Here is a 25824-nt window from a genome sequence, read left to right as displayed (position 1 = left end):
CCCTATGCCTTCCATCTGCCCATCAGGATAGTGTGATAGTATTGTCCATCAGAAAGGCGCTTATCATTTTTTAGCATACCTTCCACTTCAAAGCCACATTTTTGATAGAGCTGAACGGCCTTGTCATTAGATTCTAACACTTCTAGTGCCATTTTCTGAATACCATTTGCATCTGCCCAGTCGATAGATACTTGCAGCAGGGCTTTTCCAATGCCGTACCCCCAAAAATCCTTCCTAACGCCTACGCCAAAAATAACCTTATGGGCAAGCCTTATGAATGTAGAACCCTCACATCTTGAGTACCCTACAAGTTGATCATCAACGACCGCTACTAAACATAGATTTTTGGGGCTTGCTAGGTCATTAGAGATGAGTTGCTCGAATCCTGCTCGGTCAATGAATCCCTCCCCTTGTGCTCGGTCAAAGTATTCCGTTTCACCATCTAATTGTAAACGTAGGTCTGACAAGGCTTGTGCATCATCCCATTCGGCACAGCGAACCGTGTAGGACCATTCTTTACAGGGATAGTCTCTCTTGTTAATCCACATGCTGGAACCCCGCAACTGGTTGAATTCGCACAAATCGATTGTGCCAGATACATTCATGATGCTGAATAATTTGAGGTGCTTCAAGAATATCATTAGCTAATGTACTGTGGGCTTCCTTCACTAAAATATTGTGATGATAGCCATGACTGAAAGCACTACGAATGGTTGTATCAAGGCAAAACTCAGTTTGTGCACCAGCAAAAATTAATTGCTCAATATGCTGCTCCTGCAAGTATTCGGCAAGCTCAGTTCGATAAAAGGCATCCCATGTTGGTTTTTGAATTACCTTATCCTCCGCTTGTCGATGAAGACCGTGGTATAGCTCCCACCCAGGCTGACCATAAGCGAAATCCACATCCTCGGCGTCTGTATGCTGAATAAAAATAACAGGTGCCTCATTGTGGCGTGCCCATGCGATTAACGAATTAATATGCTTGATGATCGTTTCGTCATTCCATAGATTTTGTTCGTTGTCTAAAAAGAAGGCTTCTTGTATATCGATAATGATAAGAGCTTGTTTCATAGGTTTCTCCTTTATTGGCGACTTTTTCTTAATTATTGTACTGAATTTTTCATGGGAAGAAAATACAAAAAAGAAGTACCTAGCGATTTGCTAGATACTTCATCCTCTTTATTTCATTAATTCTTTGACGAACTCTACAGATACATATGTTTTACCATTTTCTAATAAAGCAGGTGCTACGTCAAATTGGCGAAGCGCTTTATTGTAGCCATATTCTTTTTGGCCACGAGTAATTGTGTAGGAAACAGCACCTTTAGAAATGATGGCACCTTTAGGCGTTACTTCTACGTCAAAGCCAAGCTTTTCTACAATTAATCGTAAAGGAACCATTTTCGTCCCTTCTACCTCATAAAAATCTTTTTGCATAATCTCTTCAATGGCAGCGTGATCTGGTGTTGGTTCAGGCGTTGGCACTGGGTCCACCTCAACTGGCTCTTCCTTCTCAATAGTATCCAACACGATAACCTTTGAAGGTGGTGTTTGAGCAGGAATACTCATTGTTGCGATTGTGTAGAACACAACTAAGTGCTGTTCTTCTAAATCACTAGCTTTTAGTTTTTTTCCAGAAGCACTTTCAATTTTTGTGTCTTCTCCAACGTTTAATTTCAAGTAATTGTCCGTATCGATTAAGTTTTTATCGAAGTAATCGACTTCCACACTGCCCATATTATCTTTTTCTACAATAATAACCTCTGGGTTATATTGTGGTGGATAAATAGCAAGCATAGGCTTTTTCGCATAAGAGTAAGCTGACACCTTATCCCCTTTTTGAAGCTTCACTTCTTTTCCCAAGTTGTCGAACACGAATGAATCTTTATCGACAACCACTATATTCGTCTGTTCACCTTCTACTACTGTATAGTAGGTTGCGTTCTCACGGACCTCTACATTTTCAACTTTCCCAGTTACTTTAATAAAAACTGGCTGAGCTTGTTGTTCAATAGTTTCTGAAACAGGTACTACAGTCTCAGCCTCGCTCGCTGATGCAGTTGGAACGCCCATCGCGCTCCCTACTAATAGTGCTGTCATAGCAAATGGTACGACTTTCGTCATTTTCATATAAAAAGCATCTCCTTTATTTCACGAATTCATAGAAGTAGTCGTGTTCATATGAAAAAGGTTACAATATGGCCAGATTTTTTTAAAAGCCGTTGGGCAGGTATCGCATTCCATACTTAAAATATAAATTTCAATCGGTTAAGGATCCGTTGTAAGAAATATTGATGTTCGCTTTGCTTTGTCCTTAAATCGCGGGCAACATCAGGATGATCGGTAATGACGCCGCTCACATTTTTCTCGATAAAGGTTTGTAAGGAACGGTCATCATTCAGCGTCCAAACAAATAAATCCATCGGGTTTTGCTTCAGCTCTTCAATAAGCTGCTCAGTTACCCATGACTCCTCTAAGGCAATGAAATCCACACTTTCTTCCATTGGGCCGATATTAAGTGCATAGACAATACCCACTCTTAAATTCGGCACTATTTTTTTTAATTGAGTCATTTTCTGCCCATCTACAGATTGCACATAATACGAATCCAGTACTTTGTATTTTCGTAGCTTTTCTACTAATTTGGGCAACACATCTTCCGTTTCCTTGCCATGTACCTTTAACTCAATTAGTAACGCGACGTCTAAAGCTTTAGCAATTTCGATACAGTCCTCTAAAGAAGCAATTTTATCTCTATAGCCATTTTGATGAATCGTTAATGTTTTTAATTCACGTAAGGTCATATTAGCAATGACTCCATTTTTCCCTGCCAATCGCCTCAAAGTACGATCATGGAATACAACAAATTCGCCATCCACTGTTTGCTGAATATCAATTTCAATGAGGTCTGCTCCGGCATTTGCTGCGCTCACTAGCCCGCTAATCGTATTTTCCACATTGCCCGCCACATAGCCTCGATGGGCAATAATTTTAGTATCGGGTGCATAGACGCTTTTCTCTAACGAATTAATATTCATCATACTTAAGACAACAAAAACAACAAGGCTAATGAGCAGTAAAGGTTTATAGCGTCGTTTTCTTTGTTTAGCAGACCTGTTGATTTTCCCTAGGATAGGTGTATTGTAGGTGATGGCAACCATGACTTGTGAAAACATGGCCTGTAATAAACTAAAGAGCACCACAAACACCATTTCTAGAAAGGCGAGCGTTACCCCTGCTGTTATCAATGCGGCACTTGGTAATAAGCGCTCCATAAAATAAAGTGGAAGTGTGCTAATTACTGTTATACTGAGCATGACGAATAGATGACCTGTTAAAAGCATAACCAATAGGGCTAAAAGCTCCAATAAACCTTTTTTGGAAAATCGCCAGCTTTGCTTGAAAGAACGTAAAATAGAAATCTTTGGCTGGATTGTAAAGATAGGTAACGTTAAAATACTCCGAATACCGATCATTACTAAAATACTTGCCACTGCTGCATATGCTAATCTACCAGTTCGACTACTCATGATTTCTTCTGTTAAAAAATGTGGAAGTGAGATGGATTGGGTTAAGGTGAGTGGTAGCATAAAAGAAGCAAGTGGCATTAATAGAGCAAGATAGACGATTAAAAATAGGACTTGGACACTAAAAAAATAAACAACCTTCCGATTTAGCTGCTGCCATAAAGAAAAAAATCGATAGCGCATTCCTCTTTGTTGATGAAAGGCCATTAAAAATAGAAAGCCCATTTCATAATAAACAAATAATAAGAACAACAAGATTAATAGACAAATCATCATTATGACAAAAGGATGTGCCATAAAGCTTTGCCAATTTTGCTCGGTTATATGTGTATATCCTGTTACTCGTAGCATGAGCTTTAACAGCATAGTACTTACAGGGATCATTAATAAAAACTGAAAGACTCTAATTAATGCGAAAACCTGTACATAGTCTAATCGATAAATATAAATATTATTAACAGCCTGTCGCATTACTTGTCCTGCCTTGTGCACATAATCACCCCTGTTACAGTTAAAATCGCTCTCTTCTAACGTATGTTTTGACCGCCATGACACAGTACTCAAAGCAATAAAATAGCAATTTGTTCAAGTATCCTATGCAACTTGTAGAAAAAATATTTGTGTATTTATCGTGACGTTCTCCATTTTCTTGAAACTTTTCTCGAAGCCATCCTGTATATAACTAGATACCCTGTAGAGAAAGGAGCGCAAACATGAAATTCGACATTGGCGATATGATTAGTACAACGGTTCTTTTAGGCCTGTTTTTAGCAATCTTTTTCGGGATGATTCGTATGATCAAAAAAATGAAAGCAACGATTCCTGTGCCTCCTCCACCAACCATGCAACAGCAAGTAGAGGACTTAACAAAACGTGTGACAACCTTAGAACAACAAATACATCATATTGTAAATAGAAAATAGCTTCAAAAAAATCGCTGCAAGGTTACCCTTCGCAGCGATTTTCATATACAATCTTCCCATCTACCACGGTACAAAATACGTCAATTTGAGGTAGTTGCTCTATATCCACAGTGAAAATATCCTCTTTTAAAATCGTAAAATCAGCTGAATAGCCTGCTGCGATTTTACCACGAGTGTGCTGCTGACCAATTATTTCAGCCGCTCCTCCTGTATACAAATGGACTGCTTCAAAACGAGAAATTTTCTCCTTAGGATTGTAGCCATCATGTTTTTCTCCCACATTGCACCTTGTGACAGCCGCATAGATTCCCATTAATGGATTCGGTACTTCAATCGGTGCGTCACTACCACCAGCAACGACAAGCCCATGGTCAAGAAGTGACTTTAAAGGGTGTAAACCTTGAACGCGCTCCTCACCAAGCTTCGATAGCTCAGCGTCATATTCTCCCTGAACAAATTGCGGCTGCATATCGATAGCAACAGGCAATTTAGCTAATTTAGTTAAAATGTCATCATCGACCAAGCTACAATGGATCACACGATCAAGCTGACCGGCCTGTGGTGGATATGCCGCAAAAATATCTACAATCAGTTCGATGGCTAAATCACCAATTGCATGGACAGCGACAGTTTGTCCAGATTGACGAGCCAACTGAACATACTTCGTTAATTGCTCTGTCGTATGTATAAGCATTCCTGTATTATGTGGGTCATCGCTGTATGGTTGACGTAGCGCTGCGGTTCTTCCTCCAAAGGCTCCATCAATAAAGATTTTCATAGCACCAAACTCCAAAAAAGGTGAGGATGTAGTATCTAATTTTTCCATCTCCTCAAAAACCGTATGATGCTGCAATAAATGAACCTTGAATGAATGCTGTGATTCCACTATTTTACGGTAAGCTTGAATGGGTTGGTTTGGCGGCCCGTAATAGCTTAAATCCTCCGAATGACCACCCACTAAACCATATGCTTGTAATGAGGCCACAGCTTTTACCAAGGCATCCTCAATATACGCAGGTGTAATATGGGGCATATGATTAACCACTAAATATAACGCCGCATCCTTTAATACGCCCGTGAGCTGACCATCTATTTTTTCAATGATTCCCCCCTCTGGTGAAGGCGTAGCATTGGTAATCCCTGCAAATGCAAGTGCCTTAGAATTAGCTAAAATTAAATGGTGACAGCTACGTTTTATGATTAAATAAGCTTCACCAAGCGCATCCAGCTCCGCTAAAGTAGGAAAAATGGGCTCTTCAAATTGGTTTTCATTTAATCCAATCGCTATGACCCATTCATTGGACGATGCCTTGGACATACGCTCTTGAAGCTTTGCTAGTAACGCCTCTTTACTCGTTATCGCCGATACATCAATATGCTTCAGTTTTTCCCCGTAACCAATAATATGTAAATGACTATCCACAAAACCTGGATACATCACATTGCCTTGTAAATGTCGAGTAGAAGTAGCTAGTGGCGACAAGCTCTCTACAGAGCCTGTCGCCACAATTTTCCCATCTTCTTCAAGGACTGCTTCTACTGTTTCATCAACCTGAGCCATCGTGTAAATCTTTCCACCTGTCCATAATGTTGCCAAAACAATTCCCCCTATGTCCTACGCTATTGCTTCAATTAAATGTGCTCTTTCTAAGCGGCGACGGACAATGACACCTATCCATGCTGCAAGCACCGCTTTAACGATTCCTACTACGATAAATGGTGCCACACCGCCCATAAAGGCAGCTGTCCACGTATAGTCTGCTATAATTTTTAACCAAACTGTACCAAATGATAATGTAATAATCATCCCTATGATATTTGCAATAATCGCTTGGGTAAATGAAATACCAAATTTATCTAAGTATAAGCCCATAATAATCGCTGTGGCAAGGAATCCTACAATATATCCCCCTGTCGGCCCAACCAAAATTCCTAGACCCCCAGACATCCCACTAAACACAGGTAAACCAGCTGCCCCTAACAACATATATAAAAGAACAGATAATGTCCCTAATCTTGTCCCTAAAATAGTGACGACGATGCCAACTGCTAAAGTTTGTCCTGTAATTGGAATTAGAGGTAGTGGAATAGTCACCTGTGCCAAAACAGCAATAATCGCTGCCCCAAATGCCGCCAACACATATTGATATGTACTTCCTTTTTTCAATGTAAAAAGCCTCCCTTTGCTATACGTTAACTAATAATAAAAATAAGTTAACACAAAGATAATGCAAATGAAAACGGTTGTCAATGTATTTTAGTATAAAAAAGAAATTGCTAGATGAACTTCGCAATTTCCCCTTCGATATGATGATTACCATAAAGGTTCATTCATAGAATCCTTGTCTTGTAGCTTAAATACATATGGTACGATTTGATAAAGAAAAATAATCACCCCTACTAGGAAGAAAATAAAACCGATGTAGTAATTATGGAACACATGTTGCAACAAAATGATTAGTGGTATTGGCATAGAAAGCACCCCCCCTAATTGCATAGATTTTTTCGTGCGATACTGTTTTTGGCCACAATGAGGACACACAATTTCTCCATTTTTGCGATACAATTTTCGCGCGCCTTTTGCAGACCAGCTCTCCCCGCATTCAATACAAATAGGAAGACCGTATCCTTTTTTTATTAATACACGCTTGACAATAAAAGCGGCACCGATAAAAAAGCCCAACAACAACATTCCTCGCACATAATCCGAATTGAATAGTGACCACCAACTCCAGGCATCCGACTGAATAGTTGCTGCTTGGTGACCTGTGGAATGCTGTTCCTTTTGCTCTGTTAAAAGATAACTAAAACCAATGACCAATACCGTAAAGGTTGCCAGTACGATACGATACGTCCATTGATGACCTACTTGATGTTTTTCCTTTCGTCGAGCCTTTTCTGCGATTAGTTGTTTACGTTTCTGAGAGAATTTCACATCTTGTAGTTCCTTTAATAGCCCTTCTTTAAATTGATTCATGACGTAGCACCTCCCAATCAAAGTCTCCCATTGCTGTTGCCAGCTGTTTACGCGCTCGTTGTAACCTTGTACGAATTGTCGCTTCCGGACATCGTACAAGCTGTGCAATTTCCACAGTTGTCATCTCCTCAAAATAATACAAAACTAAAACCTCGCGATAGGCTACTGATAACGTAAATAACGCCTCTGTCAGCTCTTTTTTAACAGACTTCTCGAGCATTTCTACCTCCGGCGTTATTGCCGTTGTACGACCCATAATCTTTTCAAATAATGTCAGTCGTTTACTTTTCCAGCTCCGTAAATAATCATGGCTCCGGTTTACTGTCATTTTTACTAAATATGTACGCAATGATGCTTGCTGCCGGAACTGTCCCTGCTTCTGGTAAAAGGCTATGAACACATCCTGCACAATATCTTCCGCTGTTGCCTTATTCTTCACGTATAAATAGGCTACTTTTAGTAAGTAATCTCCATGCTCCTCGATTACTTGTTCAATATCCATCATTGCTCTCACCTACTTTCTATACTACTGACGGACGCCATTGCTAAAGCGATTCATTTTTTCTAAAAAAAATAAAAAAATCCGCAATAGCTACTCCAAGTCATTGCGGATTTTTTGAATTCATCTATTAAATACCCATTTCTCGCATCATGGTTGCAACTTTTGCCATTCTATCATCCAAATCAATACCCTTGAATCGTGGTAAACGCAATTCACTGATAATAGAACCATCACTCATAAAGAGAATACGCTCGGTTCGTGCAGCAATTTTCGGATCATGTGTCACAAGCATAACCGTTGTACCTTCTTGATTGATGGAGGCTAGAATATCCATAATTTCCTGGGCAGTCGTTGAATTTAATGCGCCTGTTGGTTCATCACCAAAAATCATCGATGGACTACTAATTAAAGCACGACAAATGCCTGCCCGCTGAAGCTGGCCACCTGAAACCTGCGTAATATCACGCGTTGCTAAGTCCTCAATCCCTACTTTTTTCATGATGCTCTGTGCTTTTTCCGTTAAAGCTACGATATTCTTTCGCTGATCACGTACTGCTGGTAACAATATATTATCAAGGATATTTAAACTTTTAAGAAAGGTTGGCTGCTGAAACACAAAACCCATCCTCGTTCGACGAAGCTCAGCTAGCTCCTTGTCATGGAGTGTTGTTACATCGACTCCATCAAAAGAAACCAGTCCTTGATCAATGCTGTCCATCCCACTAAGAGCGTATAGTAAGGTTGATTTACCGCAACCAGAAGGGCCCATAATTGAAACGAACTCGCCTTCATATACATCAATAGATATAGACTTTAAAACCTCATGTCGTTCAGTTCCGACCTGAAATGACTTGGCTATTTGTTCACCACTCAAAAGCTTTTTCATATTCTACTCCTTTATATGATCCATTATTTTTAACTGTCCCGCCTTAAAAGTACCAATAAGTGTTGCTAGGAGTACGACACTTAGGAGAGCTAACGGGCAAAAAACATAGGCAGATAGTGGATTAATGATAAAATTAAATGAAGCTGCACCGAATGATGCAATGATCGTGGATGTCAGGAATTCTCCTAATGTGTTAGCGAGAACTGTCCCCACAGTAATGGCCAGCATCAAGACAACAACTGAACGTGCCGCATATTGTATGGAAATATCTACGCTTGTAAAGCCCATCGATTTCAAGATAGCAATGGGAGATCGATCCTTTGCGATAAGCATTTTCATAAACAACACTGTCATCAGCACACACATAAGGAGAGCTCCTACAAGTGCTACACTTGAAACTTTCTTAATAGCACTGATGGTCGTTCCGAATGTTTGATAAATATATTCCTCGATGCCTGAAACCTTGGCAAAATGAAATCTATCTGCATACTCCGTAACCTTTTTTTCGACTTCCGATTGATTAGACAACGTTCCATAAAATACGTTCCACATACTATCTGTAGAATCATCTAAGAATGCTGCCTTCGCTGTTTTCCCACCATTGGTAATATCTGAATAAATGCCACTCACTGTTAAACTTTTCATTTCACCTTGGACGATAAGGATAATAGTATCACCCACTTTTTTGTGAAGCTCCTCCGCATTAAGAACAGAAAGGGCCATTTCATCCTGGGCTACCGGCGCCCTACCTTGCGCATATTCTACTGGGAAAACGGTATGGTCGCCCAACTCTATTTTTAGACTCTCTTCCACTCCGTCATCTGTCATTGTTGTAAATTTTTTTGTCGTCAGAACCGTATAATTCGTAATATCTTTATCACGCTCTAGCGTTTCGAGCACAGCTGTTACATGCTGAATATGTTGGTCCCCTTGTGGGATATCTATGCGGATGTCACTATTGCCAATCCCCATATACGTGATAAATTTTTTGGAGGAAATGGTATTGTATAAATTTTGAGGTACAATAATGATAAATGTTGCTAATAGTAAGACAGTAAGCATCGTGGCATATAATCTTTTACGGGATAGTACATCCTTCACGCCCAAAAAGAAATTGATAGGAAGCCTTTTATTGGTGCTAATTTTTAGCCATCTCGCATGTCTTGCTTTACTTTGCACCGCTCCAAATCGGATAGCCTGAACAGCCGAAAGCTTACGAAACTGTTTCAAAACAAATTGTACATAAATCAGAATGGAAGCAAATACTAGCACAAGACCTATAATGGTGAACAGCCAGATAAGTGCCGTATTGGCTGTATCCCCCATATAAAGACGGATATTTGCTAAAAGAATATCCCTTACCATAAATGAAAAGGTAAAGCCAAGCACACAGCCCAAGGCCGCTATCACACCGTATTTTGCAAGATACATTTTCTGTATATCGGCAACCCGTAAACCAATTGCCTTCATTACACCAATTTCACGATAATCCTCTTCCATTTTAGTTAGCAATGTAAAACGGATACACATCAATGCAATGACCACCACTAGCACGCTGATTAATAAAATAACAGCGATCATCAAACCATCTGATAGGGCATTCAGCATTTTAAAGAGCGGCCACGTAATCGTAGGTCCGTTCGCTTCTAAATCTGCACGTTGATAGGCCTCTTCAAAGCTTCTCAAATCAGCCAAATCTTTCAAACGAAACTCTATTAAATATTCAATAGTGCCAACTGCCTTAATGGCTGCATAGTCCTCTTCACTAACGAGAAATCGTTTAGACGACGCTAGCATAGAATTCATTTGTGAATCCCTTAAAAAACCTGCAACTGTAAATGGCTTATTATGGATCATTACTGTATCACCAAGCTTGGCTGTGCCGTCCCTCATATAGCCTACAGGTACGTAAATATCTCCTTTTTCCACTTCAATCACACGGCCATCAAGGTCTAGTAAAAAATCAAACTTCTCACTTTGGGTGGTAAACCCATTGTCCTGTACATTTTGTGCAAGTGTGTTGCCTGCAATGTTTATCTTGGCACCATCTACATTGAGAAATTCATTTATCTGAAATTCATCCACCTGCTCATTGCGCTCCGCAAAATGAATGAGACGCTCTTGATCGATCGTACCCGAATGCATTTGAAGAAAATGAGATGTTTCCGCTTGCTTTAATAATGTATCAATGGAAGTGGATAAATGAACAATAAGAACGGCCGAAAGCGTAACAAGCATAGCCGCACCTGCCACAAATAATGTTGTCAAACATGTAATCACCTTACTATTCGCTATATCATTCCGTACAATTTTGAAATACATAGGTCACCCCTTTGTCAGTATTAAGACCCTCATCCATTTATTTCGTCTCGCCTTGCCCTGCATGACTAAACATTTTCATCATGTACAACAAACTACCGGTTTCCACGCCAAGCATTCGCTCCACATTGAAGATAAATGCTGGGATACGAGCGGCCCGCTCTTCATCTGACAACAATATCAAGTCATCATCGAAGACGGTATTTGTATAAGCGACAATCATCTCCATACATTCGTATGGGTACGGTGTATGATAAATCCCTTGCTCAATACCCTCACGGATGATGTCCGTCAATAATGGCGGCACTTGATTCATGACTACCTGCTGTATTTTTCGATGCATTAATGCATTTTGCGGCTTATGAATGTGGTCCATAATTTCCTGACCATTTTCATTTTCATTCTGCATATTTAATGCCATTACAACCCTTAATATGCGCTCATTCACCGCAATACTGTTGTCCACTGCAACTGCCCTTGCTTTCGTTAACATGGTTTCGGTATATCGTTCGATGAGGGCATCCATAATATCTTCCTTGGATTTAAAATGGTAATATAGCGTACCGCGGGCAATCCCAACTTTTTCAAGAATATTATTGGTGCTAGTGCCATCGAACCCCTTCTGCGTAAACAGCTCATCTGCTGCATCTAAAATTTCATTTCTCCGTTCCTCTGCTTTTTTCATTTCCCTCATCCAAACACTCCTCTCAATAGACCGACTGACTGTCGATTTATCTTAGCTTTATCGTAGCATAACTATATTCTATTGGCAATATTTACTACATTTTTTTATTCTAAGTAAATACGGATGACCCGTGTAAAAAAATGACAAAAGCCATCGAGAGTTATTCTCTCGACGGCTTTGAACTACAGTCTTTATCCTTCGTTCCGTTTATATTCTAAAATATCCCCAGGCTGACATTCTAACGCCTCACAAATCGCCTCTAATGTTGAAAAGCGAATTGCTTTCGCTTTGCCATTTTTCAAAATAGAAAGATTCGCCATCGTGATGCCAACCTTCTCTGAAAGTTCAGTTACACTCATTTTCCGTTTCGCCAACATGACATCAATATTGATAATCATCGCCATAGTATTCACCTCAAACCGTTAAATCATTTTCTGATTTGATATCGATGGCATTTTCTAGTAGCTTTTGAAGAACAGCAGCAAAAACTGCAACCACAAAAGAAGCACAAATAATAACCATTCCAATAAGTATAAGACCAGGGGCATCGTCTACTTCTGCAGCATAGTATATCAGTGGCATGCCCACCACGTAAACACTACTAATGATAATTGCACAATATTTAATATTAATTAAAGCTTTCACTGACAGCTCTGAAAAAGCAATGTTTTGATCAATATAGCTTAGCAGCTTGATTGTTGTATATAGAGCAACAAAATAAGCAATTGCCGTTGCATAGACGCCAAGTAATGCAACAATGGTTAAGATTGGAGAATGCTGAGCTGTATCTAAAGCAACACGTGGCACCACCCATATACATAAAGCAAAAACCGGCAATCCCATTAGAAAAACAGCGATCTTTAAAAAGAGCGTTTCTCGTTTCATATTACGCACCTCTTTTATTTATTATCTTGTTCAATTTACCATAACATTTATCGTTTTTCAATAAATTTTTATCCAATTTCAAGAAATCATTAATTTCCATTATGTAGTTTATTCCTTCTATTTAATTGTGTTATAATCTGTTTTACCATTTTTGAAGGGGGTAATTCAATGTTTTACCAAGCAACAGACAAAACAATCGAAACAGAGCGTCTCATGCTCCGACTTTTTACAGAGGCTGATGCACCTGAAGTAAGTTTGTTATGTAACAATTTTGCCCTTTACAAGAGCACGTTAAATTTGCCCTATCCTTATACGTTAGACTGTGCTTTGTCATGGATTTCCAACCATCTACAAAATTTTGAACAAGAGAAACTATATGAATTTGCTATAACGGACAAACAAAGCGGACATTTATATGGGGCTATCGGGCTATCCAATCGACAACAGCATCGAAATGGAGAAATGGCTTATTGGATTGGGGAACCGTATTGGGGGAATGGCTATGGAACAGAAGCTGCTCGTGCCATCATTGAATTTGCCTTTAAAGAAAAACAGTATCATCGTGTCTTCGCGCAGTATTTTCTATCTAATCCCGCCTCTGGCAAAATCATGGAGAAGTGTGGCATGTGCTATGAGGGAACGTTAAAATCTCATGTTTTTAAAAATGGTACTTTTGAAGATATCGTATTTTACGGCATTATTAATCCTGACAGCAGCTTGTAAACGTATTTAAAAGAGGCACCTACTATAAAGTCATGCCTCTTTCTCTTTAAATACCATTTCCCACATCACAATAATGGTTATAGTGTGTAATTTGGTTACGTCCATTACGCTTTGACTTGTAAAGTGCTTCATCCGCATGCTGAATCAGCTCTTCCACTTTCTTGATTTTGCCAAAATGATTCGTACTAACTCCGATACTAAATTCCAATTGAACCGTTTCGCCATTTACCGTGAGTGACAAAGCCGTTAAGGTTTGATAGAGGTTGTCGGCCAATGTTTGCACCGTTTCCCCCTCTTTTACTTGACTGAGAATAATAAACTCGTCTCCCCCAAAGCGAGCAACGATAGCTTCAAAGGGTTGAAAATAATCTTGTAATGTTTTAGCAGTATTCGTTAGCGCATCGTCTCCAAATAAATGGCCATTCATATCATTGATTTCTTTAAAATGGTCTAAATCCACCATCATCAACGCTAGTTGCTGATTGCTTTCAGCTGCTTTTTCGAGCATCCTTTTGGCATTTTCATCAAAATAACGTCGATTGTAAATATTCGTTAGCGGATCAAAATAAGCATTTTTTTCAAATTGCTTTTTATGATCATTGTACTCCATTTCAAATAATACATGAGAGTAATTTTCACGTTGGATTTCTAACAAAATATTAATATATTCCTTCTGAACAGCACATAAAACAATTTTATTCCCTTGATCCTCAATTAGCTTCACTAATGAATTATAGATGATTTGGAGCAAGGACAGGTCATTGTTTTGCAAAGCATAATGTTTAGTCTTTTGATATAAATCAATAGCCTCACTTACGCGTCCTTGTCGTTCACAAAGAACAGCATATGCATTGAAGACCTCTAATTGTACTTTTGAATAGGGTGGGTTATGAATTGTTGCTAATAATTCTTGTAATAGTACATTAGCCTCATCAAACTCTTCCAGCCATATAAGTGCTACTGCTAGGTTTGTTTTTGGATACATAATTCCTGTATAAGGTTCTTTATGCTGCACTTCAAACGCATTTGAGTAATAAAGACTTTTTAAGGCGAATTCCTTGGCTGTGCGATAATTGCCCATTGATATTTCCAAATCGCTTAGATTATTATAAATTTTCCCCAGGCTCTCCACATGTTGAATAGATTCAGCAATTTTTAATCCCTTTAACATCAGCTCTTCAGATTTCTTTAAGTGACCAAAAGTCCCCCAATAAATGGCAGCTATATTATAATATTGAATAAGATCAATATCATTACCATGTTGAAAAGTCAGCTCTCGATATTGTTCAAGTACACTAATCGATAGCTGTAAATCACCAGTTTGAAAATAACTGGCACAGCTATAACGTAATAGAAGGATGGCCTTATCATACATTCCAAGCTTAATGGCACTTTCGACTGCGGCACTACTTATTTCTATATATTCTAAAAAACGATCCGCGTTATATAATTCATTGAGCGTAATCCATAATTCTTCAAATTCTTGTACGTTCATACCGCTCCCCCTTATTTTCACCCTTACATCTTTAATACTACCTGCACGAATAAAATATTACAATTCTTTGGACTCATTTGTTTTTACAAAATTAAGCAATTAATACTAGACAAATGAGTGATTGTGTATATTTTCCTATGTTACTATTTTTATATTTTACTGGTAAATTTAACATGGTACTTTCACTATAATTTTCTCGCAACCAAAAAACAAGCCTCTTTCACAGAGACTTGTTAAGATTCTTCAATACCCAATAATTCTTTTAATTTCTTGGCCTTTGCAGAGGTAAATTTAACTTCTCCACTTCCTCTCTTTTGGAGATAAAGTAAACCTCCAATAGCCCTTCTATATTTTAATACGCCCCCCTCCCCCTAACCGTATCAAATTTTTTCTTAAAGTGTATTGACCTTGGAGCTTACTCCAATGTTAGGATGATTGTAGGAGGTGCTTTTATGAAAATTAAACAATTTGCTGAGAAGTTTGGATTATCCACCGATACAGTCCGCTATTACGAAAAAGAGGGACTTTTACATCCGCAGAAGTTAAACAATGGCTACCGTGTGTATGATGGCACATGTGAACAGACCATGAAATTTATTCTCGTCCTACGCCAGCTTGGCTTTAGCTTACAAGAAATTAATTTTTTACTGACACTCGAACAGAAACCTATATCCACGGAATGTAATGAAGCAACCGTACAGCTATTTTCTGCAAAGATTGCCCATATTGAACAGCTCATGTACTTTTATCAGCACGCACTACGTTCCTTACAGCTAACCAAAGCATTAATGGCTGACGGACAATTTCAGAACAACCAAGAAAAAATTAACTTACTAATGGAAGATATGTACCAAAACTTACAGGAAGGTCGTGGTCAATATGAAACTACGTAAAATTCTCTCTCTAGAATATGTCATCGCCTTTATCATGACTATCTTTTTTTATGGGCACTTAGATTTTTCATGGCTATCATTTATAATATTTTTACTTTTACCTGATATCACGATGCTCGGATATATGATCAATTCAAAAATCGGGGCCCTTTTCTATAATATTGGACATAGCTTTGTCATACCGGCCGTACTTCTCGTAATCGGCTTTACGCTATCTACGCCAATACTTCTGATGGCTGCCTTGATTTGGCTAGCACATATTTTCTTAGATCGAGCACTCGGTTACGGTTTAAAATATGAGGAAGCCTTTACGAAAACACATTTACAGCAGATTGCTTAATGAATAAGAGGAAGCCTGAATAAAGGAATATCAATGGTTGAGCAAAACCATAAAAAAGGTGGTCAACGATAAAACAATAGCGTACTCCTACTATAAAAAGCAGGATCCTCATCTGAGATCCTGCCTTTAAACTTTTTATATTAATCGTTTTAAAAGTGATTCATATAGCCCTACCATCAATAATCCAATCAATATCGGAATAAGTGAAGTAAAGCTGAAATAAAAGCCTACTTCATCGTATCGACCCGTAAAATGAAATTGTAGCCAAGACACTTGATAGGTATCCCCTACCCCGTATAAAAAAATAGTTGTAAATAAAAACAATGCAAGACATTTCATCCCATGTGCTCTTTTCATAGCATCACCTCATTGTACAATTTCCATTTGTTGTGCATAGCTTATAAGATCCTCAATCGTTAACTCTGGATTTTCGCCAACGATACTATATTGATAGCCGTTTTCTTGCCAAGCAATCGAACGGAAATTTTTATCATCCATAACCGTTCCTTTTTGTCCTCGAATATCCATCTCTTTTTCATTTAAGATGGGACCAATTTCACTCATACTCTCATCCGCTTTAAAAATAGTGATGAAAAACGCTGGCTGCCCATCTAATCCAAAGTCAAAGGAATATTCTGGTCGATCCTCTAATCCTTTAACCATTGAAATTTTATCTATAGAAAGGGCATTTTCTTGCGGAACCATTAAAAACTTTCTTAGTTGTTGCTTTGCTTCGTCCCATGAAATTAATGCTGAAGTATCTTCACCGCTAATTTCTTGGATCGTTACATCCTCTGGTAGATCAAGTATAAATTGTTGATCATCTATTTTTTCATCAACATTTATTTTTGAGTATTCTGTGATTATTTGATTACCTGCATTATCTGACTTCATTTTTAACATCAGCCATGTTTTTTTGTCAATCCATGCTTCTATATCCCCAAATAGTGATTCGGTTTTTGTAGTTTTTGCTACAATTTTATATGTGTCTCTTCCAGCGACCTTCTCTTCGCCTGCTATCTTAATCTCATGTGTATCTTTAACCAAATTAAAAACAAGCTGTACCTCTTCCCTAGGCGATCGTAGCCCGTCAAGTTCGCCTTGTGGATACGCCATTTTAAAGGCTGTATGTTCCGTGACATCATAGCTTATCAGCTCAGAGTCAGTTTTGACCGTGATGACATGTTCACCATTGTCACCTTTCATTTCTATACGTCTATACTTATCCTTGACCCATTCTTTTACCTGAGCTTTGCCACCTAGCTCTCCCATATCTAACGTATATTCGCCATAATAGGTAAGCGGTTGCTTCGATTCTTGGAGCGTCTGCTCAATAATTTCCTGGGGTGAATACGATGCCTCGGTATTACAGCCTACTAAACTAAATGTCATGACAGCGAGTAAGCCTGCTGCTCGGCATGAATTTTTCCAATTCATAGTTCGTCTACTCCTTTATTAGGTGGAAGCCAGCAGACAACAGCTGTTCCAATGTTCTCACTAGAAAGCAGCTCTACCGTACCACCATGTTTTTCAATAATTTGTTTCGTAATATTTAAGCCAAGTCCCGTGCCTCGTTCTCCAGCCTTTGATCTGGCATGGTCCGCTTGATACATGGGCTCGAATAATTTTACAATGTCCTTTTGTGGCAAGCCCTGTCCGCTATTTTGCACAATCATATACATACCCTCTTGCTTCGTCAAAGCCGGCTTAAGGAAATCAAACCCCCATTCCGGAACACTTCCAGCTTTAACCGCTGCTAAACCAATAGATGTGCCGATCTCACCATAGCGCCAAGCATTGCTCAATAAATTATCAATTACACGTTGAAGTTGTTTAGGATGCACAGCATATAGCCCATCTACATCACAGAACACTTCTAATGTAAACCCCTGTTCCTCACATAACGGTTCATAGTCTGACAAAGCCATCTCAAAAAATTCTTCCCCATCTACGTCTACCAGCTCTAATTCATAGCTCGTAGATTGGAGTAATGTAAACATTAATAAATCTTCTAGCATATGCTTCATTCGATCAGCCTTCGTGATGATAACCCGCTGATAGTCTGCTTGCTGCTGTTGTGATAAGCCATTGTTTAGTAAGGATTCCGCATAGGCTTGAATAGCCGTAAGAGGCGTTTTTAAATCGTGGGAGATACTTGCAATCATCATTTCCTTTTGCTGTTGTTCTACTTTTAAGGAAGCTCGGGTCTTTTCAATTTCATGTTGCATCGCCACAAATGTTTGAGCGAGTGAACCAATCTCATCTTTCCTTGTACTTAAATTAGATTCTATATGCTCACCTTTGGCAAAATTCCGCATTTGATGCATCAATTCTCGTAATGGTCGATTAAGTTTTCGATTAAGTAACAAAATGACCCCTATATAAATCACTAGAAACAGCAAGATAGAGCCTGTAATGACAAGCCATGAACGCTTCTCCACGCCTTTCACCCAATCAGTTCTTATTAATTGAATTTCATAGATGCCTAACAAGTCCCCATTGCGATATACTGGTTCCTTGTAGGTAAAGGCGTTGTATGATTGTTGTAACTCATATAAACCTTTAAACATGCGCTCCTTCCATACATAGCCCGATTTTAACGGGTTAGAGGAATATAAGACAAAACCAGATTTCGTGTAAAGTGTAATCGCCAACTGCTCATTGGTCAGCTCTTCTATCTCTTCTAAATTTGCCTGTTTTTGATATAGTGCTGGATTGTCAACGATTGCTTTTACCTGATTTAGTTCTGTCCACTTGTCAAAGTATTCCGCAACATTTTTATCCTGATAATAAGCATTTATCCACACATACAGACTATAAGCACCAGATATGGGCAACACCATAACAATAAAAAAAGTGATAAGTAACCAAGATTTTATTTTCATAGCGGTTCACCAATAAAACGATAACCCTTGCCCCATACAGTTTGAATAAAATATGGATGTTTCACTGAATCTTTTAGCTTTTCTCTTAGTGCCTTAATATGTACTGTAACAGTATGAGTGTCCTCTAACGTTGCCTGCTGCCAAATATACTGATACAGTTCCTTCTTCGTAAAGGTTTGACTCGGATTTTTTGCTAGTAGCTTGACAAGAGCAAATTCTTTTTGGGTTAATGCGATTTCTTGCTCATTAATGCTCACTATTTCCCGTTTCCAATCAATGATTAATCCATTTGCATAGGCAGTTTGCTCTTCTACTTCGTCTTGCTTGTTATAGCGTCTCCAGCGTCTAAGATGCGATGCCACACGAGCCTTTAATTCCTCCAAACTAAACGGTTTCGCGATATAATCATCCGCTCCTTGCAAGCCCTCCACTTTATCCGCTTCTTCCTTACGAGCACTCATCATGAGGATGGGGACATCACTTTCCCAGCGTATATTTTGACAAACCGTAAGACCATCCATTTCTGGTAGCATCCAGTCAACTAACACTAAATCAAATGGTTGCTTCTGAAAATCTTCCAGCCCTTCAAGACCCGTAGTTGCCCACGTCACTTGATAGCCCTCTTGCTCCAGCGTATCTTTGACAATGCGACCAATTGCAGCATCATCCTCAATCAGTAATAACTTTACCTTCATCAGTTCTCCTCCTGCTTAAACCTTACTACGGAAAAAGTGATTTTCCCTGAACTTTACACTTTCTTTATAATTAACTTAGAACGAATTCTTATTTTGCACAAATGATTAGGATTGTCCATTTCTACTATGCGGAGCTATCCTTCTTCCCAAAACAAAAAAAGAATGCACAGTCGTTGTGCATTCTCCTCGTCAAACTAGAAAAATAAACTTAAAATATAGTAAATTAATGCTGCCATTACTGCAGAGATTGGCATAGTGATGACCCAAGTTGTTACGATTTTACGGGCCATTCCCCATTTAACGCCTTTGACACGATGTGCTGTTCCTACACCCATGATAGATGAAGAAATAACATGTGTTGTGGATACCGGTAAGTGAATTAATGTCGCACCAAAGATAATGGAAGCCGATGCTAAGTCGGCTGCGACGCCATTCACTGGGCGAATCTTCATAATTTTACCGCCCACCGTTTTGATGATTTTATATCCACCTACTGAGGTACCAAGACCCATTGCTGTAGCTGCTGCAAAGCGCACCCAGAAAGGGATATCGTCACCTGTGTGTAATCCTCCTGCGATTAAAGCAAGTGTTATAATCCCCATTGCTTTTTGCGCATCGTTCGTTCCATGTGTAAATGATTGTAGGGCAGCTGTCCCGATTTGCATGGTACGGAAGCCTTTATTTGTACGGTATAAATTCATATCTTTAAAGATGACCTTCAATAGGGTCATCATTAGGAAACCAGCGGCAAATGCTAATAATGGTGAGAAAATCAGTGCTTGTAAAATTTTAATAAACCCTGCATAGTTCAAAATATTGAATCCTGCTGCTGCAATAGCGGCACCTGCTACTGACCCAATTAATGTATGGGAAGAACTTGACGGAATTCCAAAATACCATGTAAGTAAATTCCATGTGATAGCAGATAATAGAGCTGCTAAAATAACGACAGAACCCGTGATATCGCCATCAAAAGCATTTAAGCTAAACGGGTCCACAATGTCTTTTGTTAAGGCTTTTGCTACTCCAACAAATGTAATGGCTCCGACGAAGTTCATAACTGCAGCCATGTAAACCGCTGTACGTGGTTTTAACGCACGGGTTGATACAGATGTTGCAATAGCATTCGCTGTATCATGGAAGCCATTTATAAAGTCGAATACTAATGCAAATATAACGACTAATATGGTAATGAGTAATATTGTATCCATTTGTTACACTCCATCTTATGCGTTACGCATAATTATTGTTTCAATTGTGTTTGCCACTGTTTGGCAGCTATCAGCAATATCCTCGAATTGCTCATAAATATCCTTGAAAACAATGAGGCGCATTGGATCTTTTTCTTGAATAAATAACTGCTTCATTGAGGAACGGAAGATTTCATCACATTCACGTTCGTTATCTTTAATTTGAATAGCATGTTTACGCATCTCAACAAGCTTTTTATTATTTAATAGCTCCATGGCTTGTACCATTTCATCTGTACTCTTCGAAATATATGTTAGGAATTGACGCATTGGCTCCGTTACTTCCGTTAAATTGTACATATTGAAGTGGGCAATACAGCCTTCCATTCCATCAATCACATCATCCAATTTATTCGCTAAAGCTAAAATATCTTCTCGCTCAATTGGTGTCATAAATGATTTATTAAGCATAACGATGAGCTCATGAATTAATTTATCGCCGCTTGTTTCATATTCTTTCATTGTATCGGCAATTTCTTTTAACGCATCTATATCTTGAATATGGGCATTATGAGCATAATAAATTCCCTCATTCACATTTTTAGCGATTTTTAATAAGGACTGAAAAAAAGGATCTTGCTTGTTTGAGTTGAACATCTTGTTCCTCCTGTAAAATAAAAATTATCAATATCTGAACCATCATAACAAAACATTTACACAATTCTACAAAATTTTAAACACTTACGTGTTGATTTTACAAAACTGTAATATAAAATTTGCCACATTTATTTTCAGGGCAGTTTCCAAGTTGAAAACGTTGGAAATCAAATAATAAAAATCACTATTTTTCTTTAAATATGAGCATTTTTTCTGTTATTTTTATAAAAATACTTGAAATTTACTTTTTCCCTTCTATTTGTTTACCACTTGAAATGTTAAGGAATTGTAAACAAGATTTACATTCTAAATAAATATTCCTCTGTTATTTTTTACCTAAAGAATGTCGAAACATGTAACCTTTCCTATTTGTTATGCTCGTCCTCGTTGTTGCTTATACATAAAATAAAAAACAACAATTTTGTATAACTTAAAGGAATTCTTCAATTTTCTGTCAATTGACAAAAAATATTAGCGTGCTATAATACTTTTGGGCTTCACCGCATTGAAGCGAAGAAGTATTTAGTAGGAGGTTACATATGTTTCGAATTGAAGCTAAAAGCAACCCTCGATTTATTGAGGCAAGCTTCGTTATACTTTTAATTATTGCCACAATGGCTTTTAGTATTGGGTATTTAAAAGCAACACCCCATATCCCAATATTTCTGGTTATTTCACTTTTACTAGCCTATGGATTGTTAAAAAGAGTTTCCTTTCGCGATTTAGAAGGTGGGATGATTGCTGGTGCTAGTGCTGGATTGGGCGCTGTTTTCATTTTCTTCTTTATTGGTATTTTAATTTCGAGCTGGATTATGGGTGGAACAATCCCAACGCTCATCTACTATGGTTTTTTGACCGTTTCACCAAACTTTTTCTTTGCCATCGTTTTTTTAATTTGTAGCATTGTAGGTATTTCTGTTGGTAGTTCGTTAACAACCGTGGCAACTGTCGGTGTGGCATTTATGGGTATCGCAGGTGCCATGGACATTTCGTTAACAATAACTGCTGGTGCAATTGTTTCTGGCGCCTTTTTTGGTGATAAAATGTCACCCTTATCCGATACAACCAATCTTGCTTCAGGAACAGTCGGTGTAGATCTATTTGAACATATTAAAAATATGGGCTGGACAACAATCCCTGCTTTCCTGATTTCATTCGTACTATACGCCATTTTATCACCAACAGGTGAAGCAACATCTTTTGATACGGTTGAGCAATTTAAAGAAGGATTGCTGTCTACAGGACTTATTCATTGGTATACATTATTGCCAATAGTTGTCCTTGTTATTATGACATTCTATAAAGCTCCTGCCGTTATTACATTAGCGGTTGTCTCAATTCTTGGAGTGGGTCTATCTTATACACTGGACCCCCTACCTGCTTCAGACGTCTTCAAAATTTTATTTGATGGCTATGTCTCTCACTCTGGTAATAAGGATGTAGATGCCTTACTGACACGCGGTGGCATGAATAGCATGCTATTTACAATTGCACTTGTACTACTGGCCTTAACAATGGGTGGCCTCTTATTCACACTTGGTATCATACAAAGTATTTTAGCCAAGGTTGAAAGCTTATTAAAAAGTGCTGGCTCAGTTATTACAGGCGCGGCGATTACTGGCATTGGCATCAATACATTAATCGGTGAGCAGTATTTATCTATCCTGTTAACTGGTGAAGCATTTAAAGCTCAATTTGCGAAGGTTGGCCTAGCTCCTAAAAACCTATCTCGTGTCATGGAGGATGCTGGAACGGTTGTCAATCCACTTGTCCCTTGGAGTGTCTGTGGTATTTTCATCACAAGTGTCCTCGGAATTTCCACACTGGATTATCTACCTTTCACCTTCTTCTGTTTACTCGGCCCGATTCTAACCGTTATTTTTGGCTGGAGTGGCAAAACATTAACAAAGCTTGAGCAATAACAAAAGGTAGCTGATTAAAAATCAGCTACCTTTTTATCCACCAAAAATTTCTATTCTACCTTTACTTGTCCCATCATACCATTATCTTCATGCTCCAATAAATGACAATGGAACATATAGATGCCCTTATCTTGAAACTTCACTGCTAATTTAACTGACTCACCTGGTTCAATGGACACCGTATCCTTCCAGCCCTGTTCATTGGGCGGTGGCGCCTGACCATTAATGGATACAATTTTAAATTGCGTGCCGTGTATATGAAACGGATGGGTCATGCCTCCCATCATATCAGGTTTATTGTAAATTTCCCAAATTTCTGTCACTCCCTGCTGTTGAACAAAATCAATTCTATTCTTATCAAATTGCTTGCCATTAATCGTTACCATCGTCCCCATACCAAATAGCTCTATACGTTTAGATACAGGTAATTGTTGTTCTTCACTAGTTGTAGAGAATTGATTAAATACATCCTGCATCTTCTGTGGAGTAGTGCGTTCATTTGTGATCGTAAACGGTAACAGGACTACACCTTCTTCATTTATCAATGATAAATCATTGGAAGAACGTAGCTTGGAAAAATCGATGATAATTTCAGCACGTTCACCTGGTGTTAAGGTCAGTTTATTTAGTGGAACAGGGCTATTTAAAAATCCTCCATCTGTGGCGATTTGTTGAAAATTCTCATTTGTACTAAGCTTAAAAGTGAAATTCCGAGCATTGGAGCCGTTCACTAATCGAAGTCGAACAGGCTCTTGGCGGACATGAAGCTTCGGATTGAGCGTACCATTGATGAGTAATGTATCACCAATTGTCCCATCATTATTTTTGAATTGCTGGTAGTTCAATTGCTGTTGATCATCAAACTGGCGGTCCTGAAAGATTAACGGAATATCATTCACGCCATATTCATGAGGTAATCCTAAACGCTGTGAATTTTCATCCTCCACATAAATGAGCCCAGCTAGTCCTTTATATACCTGCTCAGCCGTCTGTCCTTCTGGGTGAGGATGAAACCACAAAGTAGCTGCTTGCTGGCGGATATTAAAAGTCAGCTGCTTCGATTGACCAGGTTCTATTCGTTCATGAGGGCCACCATCCCCCTCACCTGGTATTTCTAAACCATGCCAATGAAATGTTGTCTCTTTGCTCATTTCATTTGTTGTTGAAAATTGCACAGTTTGTCCCGATTGAATCCGTATCACCGGCCCTAAAAAGGACCCGTTATAGCCATAGGTTTCTGTTTGAACCCCTTGATAAAACTCTGTTGTCCCTTCTTGTGCGACAATTGAATAGTGAGCTGGATTATCTCCATCTGGTTCTAGTAAAGGTGGGATGACCAACTCATTTTCTCCTGTAGAAGGTGCAAGCTGTAAGGGATTTGTATGACTCATATGACCATTTGTCCTATCCATTCCCTCATGAGCCTTGTTCATTGGTTTAGTAGATAATTCGTCAGCTGTTTTACTAGTACTACACCCGCCTATTAGTAAAATCAATAGCGTCAGTAATGAAAACCATACTTTAGATTTCATCTATTTTCCTCCTTTTGTTACAACAAAACGAATGTAACAAAGAAGTATGGAGAAATGATGAAGGTCGTTAAAATCCTGAAAAACCATCGAACAAGGGGCTTAGCCAAATGATGATTCTTGTTAAACCATCGAAAAATAGAATAATGCCTAGCACAATCATAAAATAGCCACCCACTTTTGTGATCATGTGACTATACTTTCGTATCCATGCGAATTTCGTGACAAATTGTGATAGAAGGAAAAATGGGATGGCGAACCCTAACACATAGGCGATCATGTAAAACATACCCATCCCTGGATGCTGGGAAGCCATCATAAAAACTGCCCCCGTAATTGGGCCTGTACAGGGCGTCCAGCCCGCTGCAAAGGCAAGACCAATAAAAAAAGAGCCCAAATAGCCTGTGGGACGATTTTTAAAGGAAAGACGTTTTTCTTGCATTAAAAATTTCGGGGATAAAGCACCTATAATAATTAAACCAAACAGCACAATTAATATAGCCCCAACCTGTCGCAAAACATCTTGGTACTGGAAGAAAAACCACCCCACAACAGATGAGCCATAGCCTAAGAAAATAAAAATCACAGAAAATCCAATTAAAAAGAATAGTGTATGCAACATACCAATCGTTCTTAATTTTTTATTGTCTCCCTGAAGCTCATCCAATGACATTCCTGTAATATAAGAAATAAAAGCTGGATAGAGCGGTAAGGTGCAAGGCGAAATAAAGTTTAAAAACCCTGCGCCAAAGGCTAAAAAAAGATTCATATCTGGATTCATTTTGTTCGCT

The 25824-nt window shown here is 38.7% G+C and carries 27 protein-coding genes; 5 read left to right on the top strand and 22 right to left on the bottom strand.

The annotated features are described in order from the left end of the window. Positions 1-2 precede the first annotated feature (2 nt). From A2J09_RS05155 to A2J09_RS05140, 4 genes are all read right to left on the bottom strand, one after another. Positions 3-548, bottom strand: a complete 546-nt coding sequence (locus A2J09_RS05155; RefSeq protein WP_012294030.1) for a GNAT family N-acetyltransferase — start codon at positions 546-548, stop codon at positions 3-5. Next, positions 538-1071, bottom strand: coding sequence for a cysteine hydrolase family protein (locus A2J09_RS05150; RefSeq protein WP_012294029.1), 534 nt, complete (start codon positions 1069-1071; stop codon positions 538-540). The genes A2J09_RS05155 and A2J09_RS05150 overlap by 11 nt, the downstream gene beginning before the upstream one ends. Before the next feature lie 108 nt (positions 1072-1179). Beyond that, on the bottom strand, positions 1180-2130 hold the full coding sequence (locus A2J09_RS05145; RefSeq protein ID WP_012294028.1) for a stalk domain-containing protein: 951 nt from the start codon (positions 2128-2130) through the stop codon (positions 1180-1182). Between the two features lie 116 nt (positions 2131-2246). Next, on the bottom strand, positions 2247-4019 hold the full coding sequence (locus A2J09_RS05140) for a glycerophosphoryl diester phosphodiesterase membrane domain-containing protein (RefSeq protein ID WP_012294027.1): 1773 nt from the start codon (positions 4017-4019) through the stop codon (positions 2247-2249). A 221-nt stretch (positions 4020-4240) separates the two neighbouring features. On the opposite strand from A2J09_RS05140, the gene A2J09_RS05135 reads away from it, so the two are divergent. Next, entirely contained in the window at positions 4241-4450 is a 210-nt protein-coding gene (locus tag A2J09_RS05135) for a hypothetical protein (protein ID WP_012294026.1), read from the top strand. 22 nt (positions 4451-4472) lie between these two features. On the opposite strand, the gene A2J09_RS05130 is transcribed toward A2J09_RS05135, so the two are convergent. From A2J09_RS05130 to A2J09_RS05090, 9 genes are all read right to left on the bottom strand, one after another. After that, positions 4473-6047, bottom strand: a complete 1575-nt coding sequence (locus A2J09_RS05130; RefSeq protein ID WP_012294025.1) for an amidohydrolase — start codon at positions 6045-6047, stop codon at positions 4473-4475. An 18-nt stretch (positions 6048-6065) separates the two neighbouring features. Continuing rightward, positions 6066-6617, bottom strand: coding sequence for a biotin transporter BioY (locus A2J09_RS05125; protein ID WP_012294024.1), 552 nt, complete (start codon positions 6615-6617; stop codon positions 6066-6068). Between the two features lie 147 nt (positions 6618-6764). Beyond that, positions 6765-7427 (bottom strand): TIGR04104 family putative zinc finger protein, encoded by a 663-nt coding sequence (locus tag A2J09_RS05120; RefSeq protein ID WP_036161359.1) that lies wholly within the window; start codon positions 7425-7427, stop codon positions 6765-6767. Next, complete coding sequence (locus A2J09_RS05115; protein WP_012294021.1) at positions 7414-7932, bottom strand: sigma-70 family RNA polymerase sigma factor; 519 nt, start codon at positions 7930-7932, stop codon at positions 7414-7416. The genes A2J09_RS05120 and A2J09_RS05115 overlap by 14 nt, the downstream gene beginning before the upstream one ends. A gap of 124 nt (positions 7933-8056) precedes the next feature. Further along, positions 8057-8815, bottom strand: coding sequence for an ABC transporter ATP-binding protein (locus A2J09_RS05110; RefSeq protein WP_036161355.1), 759 nt, complete (start codon positions 8813-8815; stop codon positions 8057-8059). A 3-nt stretch (positions 8816-8818) separates the two neighbouring features. Continuing rightward, a complete protein-coding gene (locus A2J09_RS05105) occupies positions 8819-11137 on the bottom strand; it encodes an ABC transporter permease (RefSeq protein WP_012294019.1) in 2319 nt (772 codons plus the stop codon). A 37-nt stretch (positions 11138-11174) separates the two neighbouring features. Next, entirely contained in the window at positions 11175-11828 is a 654-nt protein-coding gene (locus A2J09_RS05100) for a TetR/AcrR family transcriptional regulator (protein WP_036161353.1), read from the bottom strand. Positions 11829-12010: 182 nt separating this feature from the next. Next, positions 12011-12223 (bottom strand): helix-turn-helix domain-containing protein, encoded by a 213-nt coding sequence (locus tag A2J09_RS05095; protein ID WP_031419746.1) that lies wholly within the window; start codon positions 12221-12223, stop codon positions 12011-12013. Between the two features lie 10 nt (positions 12224-12233). After that, complete coding sequence (locus A2J09_RS05090) at positions 12234-12704, bottom strand: DUF2975 domain-containing protein (protein WP_031419745.1); 471 nt, start codon at positions 12702-12704, stop codon at positions 12234-12236. A 168-nt stretch (positions 12705-12872) separates the two neighbouring features. On the opposite strand from A2J09_RS05090, the gene A2J09_RS05085 reads away from it, so the two are divergent. Then, the gene (locus A2J09_RS05085) at positions 12873-13427 is read left to right on the top strand and encodes a GNAT family N-acetyltransferase (RefSeq protein ID WP_012294016.1); all 555 of its coding nucleotides are present in this window, start codon (positions 12873-12875) and stop codon (positions 13425-13427) included. A 46-nt stretch (positions 13428-13473) separates the two neighbouring features. On the opposite strand, the gene A2J09_RS05080 is transcribed toward A2J09_RS05085, so the two are convergent. Further along, positions 13474-14922 carry a tetratricopeptide repeat-containing diguanylate cyclase gene (locus tag A2J09_RS05080; RefSeq protein ID WP_036161350.1) on the bottom strand — a complete coding sequence of 483 codons (1449 nt, stop codon included), beginning with the start codon at positions 14920-14922 and terminating at the stop codon, positions 13474-13476. A gap of 452 nt (positions 14923-15374) precedes the next feature. Between A2J09_RS05080 and A2J09_RS05075 the strand changes: the two genes are divergently transcribed. Both A2J09_RS05075 and A2J09_RS05070 read left to right on the top strand, forming a co-directional pair. Next, entirely contained in the window at positions 15375-15815 is a 441-nt protein-coding gene (locus tag A2J09_RS05075; RefSeq protein WP_036161346.1) for a MerR family transcriptional regulator, read from the top strand. Further along, a complete protein-coding gene (locus tag A2J09_RS05070; RefSeq protein ID WP_036161343.1) occupies positions 15802-16155 on the top strand; it encodes a DUF4260 domain-containing protein in 354 nt (117 codons plus the stop codon). The genes A2J09_RS05075 and A2J09_RS05070 overlap by 14 nt, the downstream gene beginning before the upstream one ends. A 135-nt stretch (positions 16156-16290) precedes the next feature. Here the strand turns inward: A2J09_RS05070 and A2J09_RS05065 are convergent, their stop codons facing one another. From A2J09_RS05065 to A2J09_RS05040, 6 genes are all read right to left on the bottom strand, one after another. Continuing rightward, positions 16291-16512 (bottom strand): hypothetical protein, encoded by a 222-nt coding sequence (locus tag A2J09_RS05065; RefSeq protein ID WP_012294012.1) that lies wholly within the window; start codon positions 16510-16512, stop codon positions 16291-16293. A 9-nt stretch (positions 16513-16521) separates the two neighbouring features. Next, positions 16522-17592, bottom strand: coding sequence for a LolA family protein (locus A2J09_RS05060; protein ID WP_036161340.1), 1071 nt, complete (start codon positions 17590-17592; stop codon positions 16522-16524). Next, complete coding sequence (locus A2J09_RS05055; protein ID WP_036161338.1) at positions 17589-19040, bottom strand: HAMP domain-containing sensor histidine kinase; 1452 nt, start codon at positions 19038-19040, stop codon at positions 17589-17591. Before A2J09_RS05055 ends, A2J09_RS05060 begins: the two co-directional genes overlap by 4 nt. Continuing rightward, positions 19037-19735 (bottom strand): response regulator transcription factor, encoded by a 699-nt coding sequence (locus A2J09_RS05050; RefSeq protein ID WP_031419736.1) that lies wholly within the window; start codon positions 19733-19735, stop codon positions 19037-19039. Before A2J09_RS05050 ends, A2J09_RS05055 begins: the two co-directional genes overlap by 4 nt. 194 nt (positions 19736-19929) lie before the next feature. Continuing rightward, positions 19930-20946: an inorganic phosphate transporter gene (locus A2J09_RS05045; RefSeq protein ID WP_012294007.1), complete on the bottom strand. Its 1017-nt coding sequence runs from the start codon at positions 20944-20946 to the stop codon at positions 19930-19932. Positions 20947-20961: 15 nt separating this feature from the next. Beyond that, complete coding sequence (locus A2J09_RS05040) at positions 20962-21582, bottom strand: DUF47 domain-containing protein (protein ID WP_031419734.1); 621 nt, start codon at positions 21580-21582, stop codon at positions 20962-20964. Between the two features lie 539 nt (positions 21583-22121). On the opposite strand from A2J09_RS05040, the gene nhaC reads away from it, so the two are divergent. Next, positions 22122-23504, top strand: a complete 1383-nt coding sequence (gene nhaC, locus A2J09_RS05035; RefSeq protein WP_031419733.1) for a Na+/H+ antiporter NhaC — start codon at positions 22122-22124, stop codon at positions 23502-23504. A 50-nt stretch (positions 23505-23554) separates the two neighbouring features. Here nhaC and A2J09_RS05030 read toward each other — a convergent pair whose 3' ends face one another. Then, entirely contained in the window at positions 23555-25036 is a 1482-nt protein-coding gene (locus A2J09_RS05030) for a multicopper oxidase family protein (protein ID WP_012294004.1), read from the bottom strand. Between the two features lie 67 nt (positions 25037-25103). Further along, complete coding sequence (locus A2J09_RS05025; protein WP_031419731.1) at positions 25104-25814, bottom strand: cytochrome c biogenesis CcdA family protein; 711 nt, start codon at positions 25812-25814, stop codon at positions 25104-25106. Positions 25815-25824 lie beyond the last annotated feature (10 nt).

Source organism: Lysinibacillus sphaericus (assembly GCF_001629735.1).
Taxonomy (GTDB): domain Bacteria; phylum Bacillota; class Bacilli; order Bacillales_A; family Planococcaceae; genus Lysinibacillus; species Lysinibacillus pinottii.
This window is presented reverse-complemented; position numbering and strand designations above follow the sequence as displayed.